Here is a 13,974-nt window from a genome sequence, read left to right as displayed (position 1 = left end):
GAGGAAGACGGCGACTCGGGTACCGCTCATGGCGGTAGCCGGGTCGTCAGCGTGGGGTGAGGGTGTCGAAGGAGGGGCTATGACCTCGGAGTTGCCCAACGATCTGGATGTGTCCGTCGATCCGGAGCTGGCCGCACGGCTCGAGTCCATCGGCCAGGATTATCACAGTCTGCTGCAGGAGATGCTGACCCGGATCTGGCCGAGCGATGCAGCGGCCGCCGTGTACAGCGACATGCAGCGCAGCCTGCTGGCTGGTATCGAGGCGCTGGCGCTGCGCCCCGATGCGCTGCAGAGTACGCAACAGCAGTGGTTCCAGGACCAGCTGCGGCTCTGGCAGCAGGCCGTCGGCGACCTGAGCGGCGAACCGGGAGAGCCGGTGGTCGAGCCCGACGCCCGGGATCGCCGCTTCCGGGACGATGCCTGGCAGCGCGATCCCTACTATCGCCACGTCCTGCAGCAGTACCTGCTGTTCTCGCGCTATGTCGATCAGCTGCTGGCCGCCACCGATGACCTGCCCGAGTCGCGCCGGCAGAGCCTGAGCTTCTATGCCCGGCAGATCGTCAGCGCCCTGGCGCCGAGCAACTTCATCGCCACCAATCCCGAGGTGATGCGCCTGACCCAGGAGACCCGTGGCCAGAACCTGGCCGATGGGCTTTCCCGGCTGCGTGACGATCTGGCCAACTCGGCCGAGGGCGTCAACGTGGCGATGACCGATCGCGAGGCCTTCGAGGTGGGCGGCAATATCGCGGTCACGCCCGGCGAGGTGATCTACGAGAACGAGCTGATTCAGCTCATCCAGTACGCCCCCACCACCGAGCAGGTGTTCAAGACGCCGCTGCTGGTGATCCCGCCCTGGATCAACAAGTACTACATCCTCGATCTTCGTCAGGACAATTCGCTGATGAAGTGGCTGGTGGATCAGGGCCACACGGTGTTCCTGATCTCCTGGCGCAATCCCGGGCCCGAGCAGCGTGACCTGACCTGGGCCGACTACATGCAGTCGGGGCCGATCGCCGCCATGGGAGCGATTGAGCAGGCCTGCGGCGAGAAGTCGGTGAACCTGCTCAGCTACTGCGTGGGCGGTACCCTGGCCGCGACCACGCTGGCCTACCTGACCAGCACCCGGCGTGGCCGCAAGGTCCGCTCGGTAACCTACATGGCCACGCTGCAGGACTTCAGCGATCCCGGCGAGATCGGCGTGTTCATCAACGAGCCGGTTCTCGAGGGCATCGAGCGCCAGCTCGAGGCCGACGGTTATCTGGACGGCCGGGTGATGGCCTTCAGCTTCAACCTGCTGCGCGAGAATGACCTGTTCTGGTCCTTCTACGTCAACAACTACCTCAAGGGCGAGACACCCGCCGCCTTCGACCTGCTCTACTGGAACACCGACGGCACCAACCTGCCGGCGGCGACCCATGGCTGGTACCTGCGTCACATGTATCTGGACAACCGCCTGATCGAGCCCGGCGGCATCGAGCTCGACGGCGTCCGCATCGACCTGCGCAAGATCGCCACCCCCAGCTACTTCGTGTCGGCCCGCGACGACCACATCGCCAAGTGGACCTCCACCTACTACGGCACCCGGTATCCCAAGGGGCCGGTGACCTTCGTGCTCGGCGGATCCGGCCACATCGCCGGGATCGTCAACCCGCCGAGCAAGAACAAGTACGGCTACTGGACCAATGATTCCCTGCCGGACACGCCGGAGGAATGGTTCGCGGGGGCCACCCAGCACGAGGGATCCTGGTGGCCGCACTGGCAGGCCTGGATGATCGACAACAAGTACGCCGACCCCGAGCGCATGGTAGCGGCCCGTCTGCCCGGCGACGGCGAGCTCGCACCCATCGAGCCGGCGCCCGGGCGCTACGTGAGGCAGAGCATTCCCGAGGTGCTGGCCGAGCAGGGCGTCGACGACTGACGCCGAGCCCAGCGAGCACGCGACGCCCGCCCGTCACCGACGTCGGCGGGCGTCGTGCGTTCGGGCTTCGTCGAGCATGGCGATCATCGAGCGAGCCGCGTTGGACAGGGTGCGGCTCTTGTGAAACAGGTAGCCCAGCGGCCGCTCGATGGGGCGGTGCGGAATCGGCAGCACGTGCAGGTCACCGTCGATCATCGAGGCCGGCAGCACGCTCCAGCCCAGGCCGATGGCGACCATCATCTTCAGTGTTTCCAGATAGTTGGTCGACAGCGCCACGCGGACCTGCAGCCCCTCGCGGGCAAAGGTATCGACGACGATGCCGCGGGTGAAGGTCAGCGGCCCCGGCAGCACGGCATCGTGGTCGGTGAGGGCATTCAGCGGCAGCGACGCGCTCCCGGCCAGGGGATGGTCCTTTCCGCAGACGAAGTGCAGGGTGTCGATCCATACCGGCACCACGGTCAGTCGCGGGTCGGGCGAGGGGGCCAGGGTCACCACGGCCAGCTCCAGCTCGCCATCCAGCACGCCCTGATAGGCCTGTTCCGAGTCCAGGAAGCGCAGATCCAGGCGCACCTCCGGGTGGGCCCGGGTGTAGGTCTTGAGCAGCGGCGGCAGGCGGTGCAGGCCGATATGGTGGCTGGTGGCCAGCGTCAGGCTGCCGCCGACATCGCCGGACAGGTTGGCCAGCGCCCGGTGGCTGTCGTCGACCATCACCAGGATCTCGCGGGCCCGGGGCAGCAGCAGCCGGCCGGCCTCGGTCAGGGTGACGCGCCGCCCGATGCGGTCGAACAGCCGCGAGCCGACCTGGTCCTCGAGGGCGGCGATGCGCTTGCTGACCGCCGGCTGGGTGAGAAACAGCGCCTCGGCCGCCAGCGAGAAGGATTCCCGGTCGGCGACGGCGACGAAGGCCTGCAGGCTTTGCGTGTCCATGATGGCGCCTTCCTCCTATTCCTTTATGGAATCCGAAGAATAAATAACATGAATTGCTTTCATGCGGGCAACTTCTTAGTCTGTGAACACAGACAAGGCAAGCCGACACGTCGCCCACGGGCGCGTCAGGCCCCGTGATGCAAGGCTCATCGAGCACGCTGGAGGAGTTTCATGGCAGGTCAGACCCTTTACGACAAATTGTGGTCGCAGCATCTGGTCAAGCAGCGCGACGACGGCAGCGCGCTGATCTACATCGACCGTCACCTGCTGCACGAGGTGACCTCGCCGCAGGCCTTCGAGGGGCTGCGCCTGGCCGGCCGCACCCCGTGGCGCCTCGACGCCAACCTGGCCACCCCGGACCACAACGTGCCGACCACCGTGCTCGAGCGTGCCGAGGGCAACGCCGGCATCAAGGACCCGGTGTCGCTGATCCAGGTCCAGACGCTCGATGACAACTGCGAGAGCTTCGGCATCGAGGAGTTCCGCATCAACGACGCCCGCCAGGGCATCGTCCACGTGGTCGGTCCCGAGCAGGGCGCCACGCTCCCCGGCATGACCGTGGTCTGCGGTGACTCGCACACCGCGACCCATGGCGCCTTCGCGGCGCTGGCCCACGGCATCGGCACTTCCGAGGTCGAGCACGTGCTGGCCACCCAGTGCCTGATCGCCCAGAAGATGAAGAACCTGCGCGTGCGCGTCGAGGGCGAGCTGGGCGACGGCGTCACCGCCAAGGACATCGTGCTGGCGGTGATCGGCCGCATCGGCACCGCCGGCGGTACCGGCTACGCCATCGAGTTTGCCGGCAGCGCGATCCGCGAGCTGTCGATGGAAGGCCGCATGACCATCTGCAACATGGCCATCGAGGCCGGCGCCCGCGTCGGCCTGGTGGGCGTCGACGACACCACCATCGAGTACCTGCGCGAGCGTCCCTACGCGCCCGGCGCCGACCTCTGGGACGCCGCGGTGGCCGACTGGCGCGAGCTGGTCTCCGACACCGATGCGGTGTTCGACAAGGAGGTGGTGCTCGACGCCGCCGAGATCGCCCCGCAGGTGACCTGGGGCACCAGCCCCGAGATGGTCGCGCCGGTGACCGGCGAGGTGCCCGATCCCGCCGCGCAAGACGATGAAACCGTGCGCGGCGGCATCACCCGGGCGCTTGAGTACATGGGCCTCGCGCCGTGCCAGAAGATCACCGACATCCGTCTCGACAAGGTGTTCATCGGCTCCTGCACCAACTCGCGCATCGAGGACCTGCGCGAGGCGGCCCGGGTGGCACGCGGCGGCAGGGTGGCCGACTCGGTCAAGCTGGCGATGGTGGTGCCGGGCTCGGGCCTGGTCAAGCGCCAGGCCGAGGCCGAGGGGCTCGACAAGGTCTTCATCGAGGCCGGCTTCGAATGGCGCGAGCCGGGCTGCTCGATGTGCCTGGCGATGAACGCCGACAAGCTGGAGCCGGGCGAGCACTGTGCCTCGACCTCGAACCGCAACTTCGAGGGGCGCCAGGGCTACGGCGGTCGCACGCACCTGGTCAGTCCGGCGATGGCCGCTGCCGCCGCCCTGGCCGGGCACTTCGTCGATGTCCGTGAATTCAACCGTCAGCCCGAGGAGGCCTGAGCCATGCACGCACTGAAACAGCACCAGGGCCTGGTGGCGCCGCTCGACCGGGCCAACGTCGATACCGACCTGATCATTCCCAAGCAGTTCCTGAAGTCGATCAAGCGCACCGGCTTCGGTCCCAACCTGTTCGACGAGCTGCGTTATCTCGACGAGGGGTACCCGGGGCAGGATGCGAGCCAGCGTCCGCTCAACCCCGACTTCGTGCTCAACCAGCCGCGTTATCAGGGGGCCAGCGTGCTGCTGGCCCGGCGCAACTTCGGCTGCGGCAGCTCCCGCGAACACGCCCCCTGGGCGCTCGAGGACTTCGGCTTCCGGGTGGTCATTGCCCCGAGCTTCGCCGACATCTTCTACAACAACGCGTTCAAGAACGGCATCCTGCTGATCACCCTCGACGAGGCCACCGTCGAGCGACTGTTCCAGGAAGTCGAGGCCAGCGAGGGCTATCGGCTCGACGTCGACCTCGAAACGCAGACCGTGACCACACCGAGCGGCGAGGTGCTGACATTCGAGATCGACGCCTTCCGCAAGCACTGCCTGCTCAATGGCCTCGACGACATCGGCCTGACCCTGCAGCACGAGGACGCGATCCGCGAATTCGAGCAGGCGCACCGGCAGAAGCGCCCCTGGCTGTTCCGCCAAGCGGGCTGAGCCGGTTGCCGGGATATAACCACAACGCTGGACGCAAAAAAGGGATACCGTCGACGGGCGGCCGCGCAGGGACAGCGCCCCATTCACGACACTTCGACCCGCCAGGGCCGAAGCCACTCAGGAAACATGCATGAGCCGCAAGATTCTCGTTCTGCCGGGTGACGGTATCGGCCCGGAAATCACCGCCGAGGCGGTCAAGGTCCTCGACGCCTGCCGCGAGCAGGGCCTCGATGTCGTCCTCGAGCAAGGCCTGGTCGGCGGTGCCGGCTATGATGCCCACGGCGAGCCGCTGCCGGCCGAGACGCTGGACAAGGCGAAGGCCGCCGATGCCATCCTGCTGGGCGCCGTGGGCGGGCCCCGGTGGGACAAGCTCGAGGACATCAGCAAGCGTCCCGAGAAGGGACTGCTGGGCCTGCGCAAGCAGCTCAACCTGTTCGGCAACCTGCGCCCGGCGCTGCTCTACCCGCAGCTCGCCGAGGCCTCGAGCCTCAAGCCGGAGGTGGTCTCGGGGCTCGATATCATGATCGTCCGCGAGCTGACGGGGGGCATCTACTTCGGTCAGCCGCGGGGCATCGAGGAGCGTGACGGCCAGCGCGTCGGCTACAACACCTACGTCTATTCGGAAGCCGAGATCGAGCGCATCGGTCGCGTGGCCTTCGAGATGGCCCGGAAGCGCGGCAAGAAGCTGTGCTCGGTCGACAAGGCCAACGTGCTCGAGGTCACCATGCTCTGGCGCGAGGTGATCGAGCGTCTGGCCGCGGAGTACCCGGACGTCGAGCTCTCGCACATGTACGTCGACAACGCCGCCATGCAGCTGGTGCGCGCACCCAAGCAGTTCGACGTCATCGTCACCGGCAACATGTTCGGCGATATCCTCTCCGACGCGGCGGCGATGCTGACCGGCTCGATCGGCATGCTGCCGTCGGCCTCGCTCAACGAGCAGGGGCAGGGCATGTACGAGCCGTGCCACGGCAGTGCGCCGGACATCGCCGGCCAGGGCAAGGCCAACCCGCTGGCCACCATCCTTTCGGTGGCCATGCTGCTGCGCTACTCGCTCGGCGAGCCGGCGCTGGCCGAGCGCATCGAGCGTGCCGTGGGCAAGGTGCTCGACGACGGCCTGCGCACCGCCGATATTGCCTATGAAGGCACGCGTCAGGTCAGTACCGTCGAAATGGGCGATGCCGTGGTCGCCGCCTTCCGGCAGGTCTGATGGCGGCAGCGAGCAGGGCAATCGCCGTTGGCTCTGACGAGGGCGCCGGGGGCAGGTTGAAGAGGGGGTCCTACGCCATGGAGGGCGTAGGTAGCGCCCATGGAGGGGTTTACAGCGCCCCCTCGCAAATCTGCCGACGGATCAGCTCGAGTCATGTTGCAGCTATCTGCAATAGCCCTTCGGCAGCGAGTCGATTGCAAGCATAGCGAAAGATTATCTGTTACCATGCCTTTCAATAACACACGCTTATCCCGGTTCACGGGGCAACCCCAGAACGTCAGGAGGACAGTTTCATGTTGAAAGTCGGTTTTGTCGGATGGCGGGGCATGGTCGGTTCCGTGCTCATGCATCGCATGCGCGAGGCCAATGATTTCGCCGGTATCGAGCCGATCTTCTTCACCACCTCCCAGGTCGGCCAGCCCGGCCCGGACGTGGGTGTCGAGGTGCCGCCGCTCAAGGACGCCTTCGACATCGAGGCGCTCAAGGCCCTCGACGTCGTCGTCACCTGCCAGGGCGGCGACTACACCGAGAAGGTCTACCAGCCGCTGCGCGAGTCCGGCTGGAAGGGCTACTGGCTGGACGCCGCCAGCACCCTGCGCATGAGCGACGACGCGACCATCGTGCTCGACCCGGTCAACCGCCACGTGATCGACGCCCAGCTGGCCCGGGGTACCAGGACCTTCGTCGGCGGCAACTGCACGGTCAGCCTGATGCTGATGGGCCTGGGCGGCCTGTTCGAGGCCGACCTGATCGAGTGGATGACCTCGATGACCTACCAGGCGGCCTCGGGCTCCGGCGCCAAGCACATGCGCGAGCTGCTCAACCAGATGGGCTCGCTGCGCGATGCCGTGGCCACCGAGCTTGCCGACCCGGCCAGCGCGATCCTCGACATCGATCGCAAGGTCTCCGCGGCGATGCGCGGTGACGGCTTCCCGATCGACAACTTCGGGGCGCCGCTTGCCGGCGGGCTGCTGCCGTGGATCGACAAGCCGATGGAGAACGGCCAGAGCAAGGAAGAGTGGAAGGGGGGCGTCGAGACCAACAAGATCCTGGGTCACGGCGACAACCCGATTCCCATCGATGGGCTCTGCGTACGAATCGGCGCCATGCGCTCGCACAGCCAGGCCTTCACCATCAAGCTCAAGAAGGACGTGCCGATCGACGAGATCGAGGATCGCATCGCCCGGCACAACGACTGGGTCAAGGTGATTCCCAACGACAAGGAAGCCACCCTGCGCGAGCTCACGCCCGCTGCGGTGACCGGCACCATGAACGTGCCGGTGGGGCGCCTGCGCAAGCTGGCGATGGGCGGCGAGTACCTGACCGCCTTCTCGGTCGGCGACCAGCTGCTGTGGGGGGCCGCCGAGCCGCTCAAGCGGATGCTGGCGATCCTGCGCGAATCGCGGTGACGCTGCCCGTCGCATCGGGCCCATGAGCGCATCGAACGCCTCCTTCGGGAGGCGTTTTCGTTTCCGGAAGAAAATCGGGCCGGTTTCCTGCGTTGTCGGGGCGTTTGCCGCCGGCATGGCGTGGTAATGATAAAGTGACACAACGCTAATTCCTGATAATGACGCTGCTTCATGGTGAAAGTGGCGCACCAGGCGTGGGGAACATGATGAGACGTGTACTTTCCTGGGGGGCGCTGGCCGGTCTGGTGGTGGCCAGCCCCGTGGCCCTGGGGCTGAGTATCGGGGCGCCGGAGGTGGCGTCCACCCTTGATGCGCCGCTCCAGGCGCGGCTGCCGCTGAGCGGCCTGGGCGACATCGACCCGTCGCTGATCCGGGTGCATGTGGCCGACCGGGCCGCCTTCACCGAGGCCGGGATCCCCCGCACGACCCTGGTCGAGAGCATCGCCACGGCGATCGCCCGCCAGGCCGGGGCCCCCGCGGTGGTGCTGTCGACGCAGCAACCCGTCCGGGAGCCCTATCTCGACTTCCTGCTGACCCTGGAGTGGCCGGGCGGGCAGCAGCGCCGCGAAGTCACCCTGCTGCTGGACCCGCCGGGCTACGCGAGCATGCCGTCACTGCAGCCGTCCACCAACGCGTCCGCGACGGCTGCCACCGCGGGCGCCCAGCCGGCCGCTTCCCGCGATGCCCCGTCCGAGCCCGCCGCATCGCCCACGCGCCTGACCGTCACGCCCGGTGACACCCTGTGGCAACTGGCCGGCCGGGTGCGACCGACTGGCGCGAGCATGGAACAGACCCTGCAAGCGCTCCAGCAGGCCAATCCCGAGGCCTTCGTCGACGGCGACATCGACGCCCTGCGGGTCGGCGCGACCCTGAGTGTCCCATCGGCGCAGGCCGTCCGCGGGCAGGCGGTGGCGACGGCCGAGCGGCGGGTGCGCGAACCGGACCGCCGCAGGGCAGGCGGGGGCGCGGAGACACAGGTGGCGAGCTCCGGGGCGGCCGCGGGGGACGCTGCCTCTCGGGAGTCTCCGGGCGAGCCGGGGCGACTCCGGGTGCTCAGCGACCGGGAACTGGAAACCTCGCCACCGTCATCGACGCTGTCCACGGCCAGCGTCGAGGCGGCACGCCGGCTGGCTCGGGAGGCGCGGCTGGAGACGCTCGAGTCGCGCCTGGCCGCCACGCAGCAGCAGCTGGCCGACGCCCGGGCCCAGCGCCGTGAACTGGCCGAGCAGCTGGCGACGCTGAGCACGCAGCTGACTGCGCTTCGCCAGCGACTGGAATCGCCGGACACGGCCTCGGTCGGGCAGTCGCCATCGCCGGCCTCGACGTCTTCCGACAGGACCCCGTCGCCGTCCGCTCCCGATGCCGCCTCGGCGGGGTGGTTGAGCCAGTGGCGCACCTTCGCGCCCTGGCTGGGTGGCGGGGCGCTCCTGCTGCTGCTTGCCGGGCTGGCCGGCAGACGCCGTCGTGCGCGTCGGGAAGCCCGGGACGAGTCGCGCGCCAGACCCTTTCCGATGCAGGGGGTCGTGCCGCCGCCGTACTCGCAGGAGGGCGACGATGCCTCCGCCGAGGGAGCCACCGGGGGCGGCACGGCCGACACGCCGCCACCCGAGGAGGCGCGGGGCGAGACGCTGCGGGCCGAAGTCATCAACGAGGCCGATATCTACATGGCCTACGGTCGCTATGACGAGGCCCGCGAGCGGCTGGAGCGCTCCCTGGCCCGGGAACCCGAGCGCAGCGACCTGCGGCTGAAGCTGCTCGCCGCCCTGGTGGCACTGGGCGATCGCACGGCGGCGAGCCGGGAGGCGACACGGCTGCAGCGCGACGGCGACGCGACCCAGCGCGAGGAGGCCCGGGCGCTGCTGGCCCGGGTCGACCCCGGGGGCCATGAGGTCATGACGCCCGTCAGCCCGGCAGCCGACGAGCCGCTGGCCGAGGAAGACGCCCCGGCGTTCGCTGCTGCCGAGCCCGAGCCCGAGCCCGAGCCCGAGCCCGAGCCCGAGCCCGAGCCCGAGCCCGAGCCCGAGCCCGAAGCGCGTGACTTCCCGGTGGGCAGCGAGCACACGGACGACGCGCGGGTGATCGACTACCAGCCGCCGCGGCTCGACCCGGAGGCGGTGACCGACCGGGCGCCGCATCTGGAGCTGCCGATCGTCGAGTTTCCGCTGGCGGCGTCCGACGACGAGGCCGTCGAGCCGGCAGGCACCGGGAGCGGTTCCCGAGCGGACGGGGACCATGCGCCGGAGGCCGCCGGGGCGGAAGAGGCGGGCTGGGTGCTCGAGGAGGTGGCGTTCGATCCGCTCGATCTGGATAATGACCGCTCCATGGCCCCCGCGCCGGCGAACAGGCCCCGGATGCACCTTCGGCACGATGATGCCTGATCCGGCCTGTCGCGAGGGCGGCAGCCGGCGGCGGGGGCAGTGAGCGAACACCCTGGTCCGCGAGCGAGCCCCGACGGGCGGGCGCCGGGTCGATGAATCACGAGCCGTGGTGGACATGCCCCTTTTCGAGTTCCTGGATGAAAAACACCCGCTGACCGGCCGTCTCGCCATGGCGGTCGAGTACGACGGCACCGGCTACTGCGGCTGGCAGCGTCTCAAGCATGCCCCGTCGGTGCAGGAGACGCTGGAAACCGCGCTGGGCCGGGTGGCCGGCGCCCCGCTGCGGGTGCTGTGCAGCGGACGCACCGACTCCGGCGTGCACGCCACCCGGCAGATCGTGCATTTCGATGCGCCGGTGCCCCGCAGCGAGAAGGCCTGGGTCTTCGGGGCCAACGCCAACCTGCCGCGCGATGTCGCGGTGCGCTGGGTCAAGCCGGTGCCCGACGAGTTCCACGCGCGCTTCCTGGCCCTGGCGCGGCGCTACCGTTACCTGATTCTCAACCAGCCCAGCCGCCCGGTGCTCGAGCGCGCCAACGCCACCTGGTGCCGCGAGCCGCTGGACGCGCCTCGCATGCACGCCGCCGCCCAGGCGCTGGTCGGCGAGCACGACTTCTCCAGCTTCCGGGCGGCGGGCTGTCAGTCGAAATCGCCGACCCGCCATGTGCATTTCATCGAGGTCAACCGCTACGGGCCGCTGATCGCCATCGACATCCAGGCCAATGCCTTCCTGCATCACATGATCCGCAACATCGCCGGGGCGCTGGTGTCGGTGGGGCGTGGCGACCGGGGCGAGGGCTATCTCGCCGAGCTGCTGGCCATGCGCGACCGGGCGCGCGGCGATGTCACCGCGCCGGGCTGCGGGCTGCATTTCGTCGATTCCGTCTACGACGAGCGCTTCGACCTGCCCAGGGAGCCGCTGGGGCCCAGCCTGCTGGCCTTCCTCGGCGAGTGGACCGGCGAGCGCCCCCTGCCGGACACGCCGATGGTCCGCTACCGCCGCGGCGAGGCCGGCGCCCGGCATCCGGCCGCGGTCGCCAACGGCGTCGACTGACGCCGCCTTCGACAACAAGGAGATCCGCCATGCCGCGAACCCGCATCAAGATCTGCGGTCTCACCCGCGAGGAGGACGTCGACGCCGCGGTCGACGCCGGCGCCGATGCCCTGGGCTTCGTGCTCTGGCCGGGCAGTTCGCGCGCCATCGACCCCGGTCGCCTGGCGCACCTGGCCGCCCGGGTGCCGGCCTTCGTGACCCGCGTGGGCCTGTTCGTCGATCAGGATCCGGCGTTCGTCGAGCGCTGTGCCCCCTGGCTGGACCTGATCCAGTATCATGGCGATGAGGCGCCCGAGCAGTGCCGCCGCTCGCCGCGCGACTGGATCAAGGCGCTGCGCATGCGTGACGGCCTCGACCTGCCGGCCGCCGCCGAGGCCTATCGCGAGGCCCGGGCGCTGCTGCTCGATGCCTACAAGCCGGGCGTTCCGGGTGGGACCGGCGAGGTCTTCGACTGGTCGCGGATCCCCGCAAGCCTGGCAAAACCTGTTATCCTCGCCGGAGGCCTCGGCCCGCACAATGTCGGCGAGGCGATACGCACGGTACGCCCCTTTGCCGTCGACGTCTCGGGTGGCGTCGAGCGCGAGCGGGGCGTCAAGGATCCCGCCAAGCTCCGTGCGTTCATTCACCAAGTGACCCTGTCTCAAGACTCTTGAGCCCAAGCGACCCTGTGAGGTGTCTTTCGTGACCAAGTTCAGCGACCTGACCCGACTGCCCGATGCCCGCGGCCATTTCGGTCCGTATGGCGGCCGGTTCGTATCGGAGACCCTGAGCTTCGCGCTGGAAGAGCTGGAGAAGGCCTACCTGAGCCTTCGCGATGACCCGGCCTTCCAGGCGGAATTCGATCGTGACCTGGCGACCTACGTGGGCCGTCCGTCTCCGCTGTATCACGCTGAACGATGGTCCCGGCAGCTCGGTGGCGCGCAGATCTGGCTCAAGCGCGAGGATCTCAACCACACCGGCGCGCACAAGGTGAACAACACCATCGGCCAGGCGCTGCTGGCCAAGAAGAGCGGCAAGCCGCGGGTGATCGCCGAGACCGGCGCCGGCCAGCACGGCGTGGCCACCGCCACCGTCGCCGCGCGCCTGGGACTGCAGTGCGACGTCTACATGGGCGCCGAGGACGTCGAGCGCCAGAAGCTCAACGTCTACCGCATGCACCTGCTGGGCGCCAGGGTGATTCCCGTGGAGTCCGGCTCGCGGACCCTCAAGGACGCCATGAACGAGGCGCTGCGCGACTGGGTGACCAACGTCGACGACACCTTCTACATCATCGGCACCGTGGCGGGGCCGCATCCGTACCCGATGCTGGTGCGCGACTTCAACGCCGTGGTCGGCCGCGAGGCCCGCGAGCAGTCGCTGGCGCAGATCGGTCGGCTGCCCGATGCCCTGGTGGCCTGCGTCGGCGGCGGCTCCAATGCCATGGGGCTGTTCTATCCGTTCGTCGAGGACGAGGACGTGACCATGTACGGCGTCGAGGCCGGCGGCGACGGGGTCGAGACCGGGCGCCACGCCGCGCCGCTGACCGCCGGTGCGCCGCGCGGCGTGCTGCACGGCAATCGTACCTACCTGATGTCCGACGAGGGTGGTCAGGTGACCGACACGCACTCCATCTCGGCCGGGCTCGATTACCCGGGGGTGGGTCCCGAGCACGCCCTGTGGAAGGACGTCGGGCGCGTCCAGTATGTGGCCGCCAACGACGACAAGGTGCTCGAGGCGTTTCGCGAGCTGACGCGGATGGAGGGCATCATGCCCGCGCTGGAGTCGGCGCACGCCCTGGCCCATGCCAAGGTGCTGGCGCCCACCATGCGCCCCGACCAGCACATCGTCGTCAACCTCTCCGGGCGCGGCGACAAGGATATCCTGACCGTCGCCAAGATCGACGGCGTCGAATTCTGAAGGCGGAGTTCAAATGGCTGCACTCGACCCTACGGCGTTTTCGCCGGGTCTGGCCTTCGTTCGCTGCTTTGAACTTTCGCCTTTGAGGGCATGAGATAATGAACCGTATCGACCAACGTTTCGCGGCCCTCAAGGAGCAGGGCCGAACCGCATTGATCCCCTACATCACCGCCGGCGACCCGGCGCCTGCGCATACCGCCGGGCTGATGCATGCCCTGGTCGAGGCCGGGGCCGACATCATCGAGCTGGGCGTGCCGTTCTCGGACCCGATGGCCGACGGTCCGGTGATCCAGAAGGCCTGCGAGCGGGCGCTGCGTCACCACACGCGCCTGACCGACGTCTTCGAGATGGTCCGCGAGTTCCGTCGTGGCGACGCCGAGACGCCGGTGGTGCTGATGGGCTATCTCAACCCCATCGAGCGCTTCGGCTACGAGCGCTTCGCCGAGCAGGCGGCGGCGGCGGGCGTCGACGGGGTGCTGGCGGTGGACATGCCGCCCGAGGAGGCCGACGAGCTGGCGCCGCTGTTCAAGGCGCAAGGCCTGCAGTCGATCTTCCTGGTCGCCCCTACCACCTCGCGTGCGCGTGCCGCTACAATATGCGACCACGGTGAAGGGTACCTGTACTACGTGTCCCTGAAGGGGGTCACCGGTGCCGCCTCGCTGGATGTCGAGGCCGTCGGCAGGCAGCTCGACGGCCTGCGCGAGCTGACCCAATTGCCGCTGTGCGTGGGCTTCGGTATCCGCGACGGTGCCTCGGCCGCCGCGGTGGGCCGTGTTGCCGATGGCGTGATCGTCGGCAGTGCGCTGGTGTCGCGCATCGCCGAGCATGCCGAGCAGCCCGAGCGGATTCCCGATGCGCTGAAGCGCGTGCTTGGCGAGATGCGCCAGGCGCTGGACGCGTGACCGCAGCCCCTTCGTAACCAA

At 68.7% G+C, this 13,974-nt stretch carries 11 protein-coding genes; 10 read left to right on the top strand and 1 reads right to left on the bottom strand.

The window, feature by feature from the left end:
* Nucleotides 1-79: 79 nt before the first annotated feature.
* Complete coding sequence (gene phaC, locus KGQ91_RS15325) at nucleotides 80-1,918, top strand: class I poly(R)-hydroxyalkanoic acid synthase (RefSeq protein ID WP_163648486.1); 1,839 nt, start codon at nucleotides 80-82, stop codon at nucleotides 1,916-1,918.
* Nucleotides 1,919-1,951: 33 nt separating this feature from the next.
* On the opposite strand, the gene KGQ91_RS15320 is transcribed toward phaC, so the two are convergent.
* Nucleotides 1,952-2,845: a LysR family transcriptional regulator gene (locus KGQ91_RS15320; protein WP_224421451.1), complete on the bottom strand. Its 894-nt coding sequence runs from the start codon at nucleotides 2,843-2,845 to the stop codon at nucleotides 1,952-1,954.
* Nucleotides 2,846-3,016: 171 nt separating this feature from the next.
* On the opposite strand from KGQ91_RS15320, the gene leuC reads away from it, so the two are divergent.
* From leuC to trpA, 9 genes are all read left to right on the top strand, one after another.
* Entirely contained in the window at nucleotides 3,017-4,456 is a 1,440-nt protein-coding gene (gene leuC, locus KGQ91_RS15315) for a 3-isopropylmalate dehydratase large subunit (protein ID WP_224421450.1), read from the top strand.
* A 3-nt stretch (nucleotides 4,457-4,459) separates the two neighbouring features.
* Nucleotides 4,460-5,107: a 3-isopropylmalate dehydratase small subunit gene (gene leuD / locus KGQ91_RS15310; RefSeq protein ID WP_224421449.1), complete on the top strand. Its 648-nt coding sequence runs from the start codon at nucleotides 4,460-4,462 to the stop codon at nucleotides 5,105-5,107.
* Between the two features lie 130 nt (nucleotides 5,108-5,237).
* Complete coding sequence (gene leuB / locus KGQ91_RS15305; protein WP_224421448.1) at nucleotides 5,238-6,317, top strand: 3-isopropylmalate dehydrogenase; 1,080 nt, start codon at nucleotides 5,238-5,240, stop codon at nucleotides 6,315-6,317.
* Between the two features lie 293 nt (nucleotides 6,318-6,610).
* Entirely contained in the window at nucleotides 6,611-7,726 is a 1,116-nt protein-coding gene (gene asd / locus KGQ91_RS15300) for an aspartate-semialdehyde dehydrogenase (RefSeq protein WP_224421447.1), read from the top strand.
* A 203-nt stretch (nucleotides 7,727-7,929) separates the two neighbouring features.
* The gene (locus tag KGQ91_RS15295; RefSeq protein ID WP_224421446.1) at nucleotides 7,930-10,104 is read left to right on the top strand and encodes a type IV pilus assembly protein FimV; all 2,175 of its coding nucleotides are present in this window, start codon (nucleotides 7,930-7,932) and stop codon (nucleotides 10,102-10,104) included.
* Between the two features lie 115 nt (nucleotides 10,105-10,219).
* On the top strand, nucleotides 10,220-11,155 hold the full coding sequence (gene truA / locus KGQ91_RS15290) for a tRNA pseudouridine(38-40) synthase TruA (RefSeq protein WP_224421445.1): 936 nt from the start codon (nucleotides 10,220-10,222) through the stop codon (nucleotides 11,153-11,155).
* Entirely contained in the window at nucleotides 11,152-11,808 is a 657-nt protein-coding gene (locus KGQ91_RS15285; RefSeq protein WP_263479128.1) for a phosphoribosylanthranilate isomerase, read from the top strand. Before truA ends, KGQ91_RS15285 begins: the two co-directional genes overlap by 4 nt.
* 28 nt (nucleotides 11,809-11,836) lie before the next feature.
* Nucleotides 11,837-13,051 carry a tryptophan synthase subunit beta gene (gene trpB / locus KGQ91_RS15280; RefSeq protein ID WP_224421443.1) on the top strand — a complete coding sequence of 405 codons (1,215 nt, stop codon included), beginning with the start codon at nucleotides 11,837-11,839 and terminating at the stop codon, nucleotides 13,049-13,051.
* Between the two features lie 98 nt (nucleotides 13,052-13,149).
* Nucleotides 13,150-13,953, top strand: a complete 804-nt coding sequence (gene trpA / locus KGQ91_RS15275; protein WP_224421442.1) for a tryptophan synthase subunit alpha — start codon at nucleotides 13,150-13,152, stop codon at nucleotides 13,951-13,953.
* Nucleotides 13,954-13,974: the final 21 nt, after the last annotated feature.

It is taken from the genome of Modicisalibacter tunisiensis, from assembly GCF_020148005.1.
Taxonomy (GTDB): domain Bacteria; phylum Pseudomonadota; class Gammaproteobacteria; order Pseudomonadales; family Halomonadaceae; genus Modicisalibacter; species Modicisalibacter tunisiensis.
This window is presented reverse-complemented; position numbering and strand designations above follow the sequence as displayed.

Coding starts and splice junctions, on each gene's coding strand:
- asd (WP_224421447.1), top strand. CDS start 6,611: ATGTTGAAAGTCGGTTTTGTCGGATGGCGGGGCATGGTCGGTTCCGTG.
- trpA (WP_224421442.1), top strand. CDS start 13,150: ATGAACCGTATCGACCAACGTTTCGCGGCCCTCAAGGAGCAGGGCCGA.
- leuD (WP_224421449.1), top strand. CDS start 4,460: ATGCACGCACTGAAACAGCACCAGGGCCTGGTGGCGCCGCTCGACCGG.
- leuC (WP_224421450.1), top strand. CDS start 3,017: ATGGCAGGTCAGACCCTTTACGACAAATTGTGGTCGCAGCATCTGGTC.
- phaC (WP_163648486.1), top strand. CDS start 80: ATGACCTCGGAGTTGCCCAACGATCTGGATGTGTCCGTCGATCCGGAG.
- KGQ91_RS15320 (WP_224421451.1), bottom strand. CDS start 2,845: ATGGACACGCAAAGCCTGCAGGCCTTCGTCGCCGTCGCCGACCGGGAA.
- truA (WP_224421445.1), top strand. CDS start 10,220: ATGCCCCTTTTCGAGTTCCTGGATGAAAAACACCCGCTGACCGGCCGT.
- KGQ91_RS15295 (WP_224421446.1), top strand. CDS start 7,930: ATGATGAGACGTGTACTTTCCTGGGGGGCGCTGGCCGGTCTGGTGGTG.
- leuB (WP_224421448.1), top strand. CDS start 5,238: ATGAGCCGCAAGATTCTCGTTCTGCCGGGTGACGGTATCGGCCCGGAA.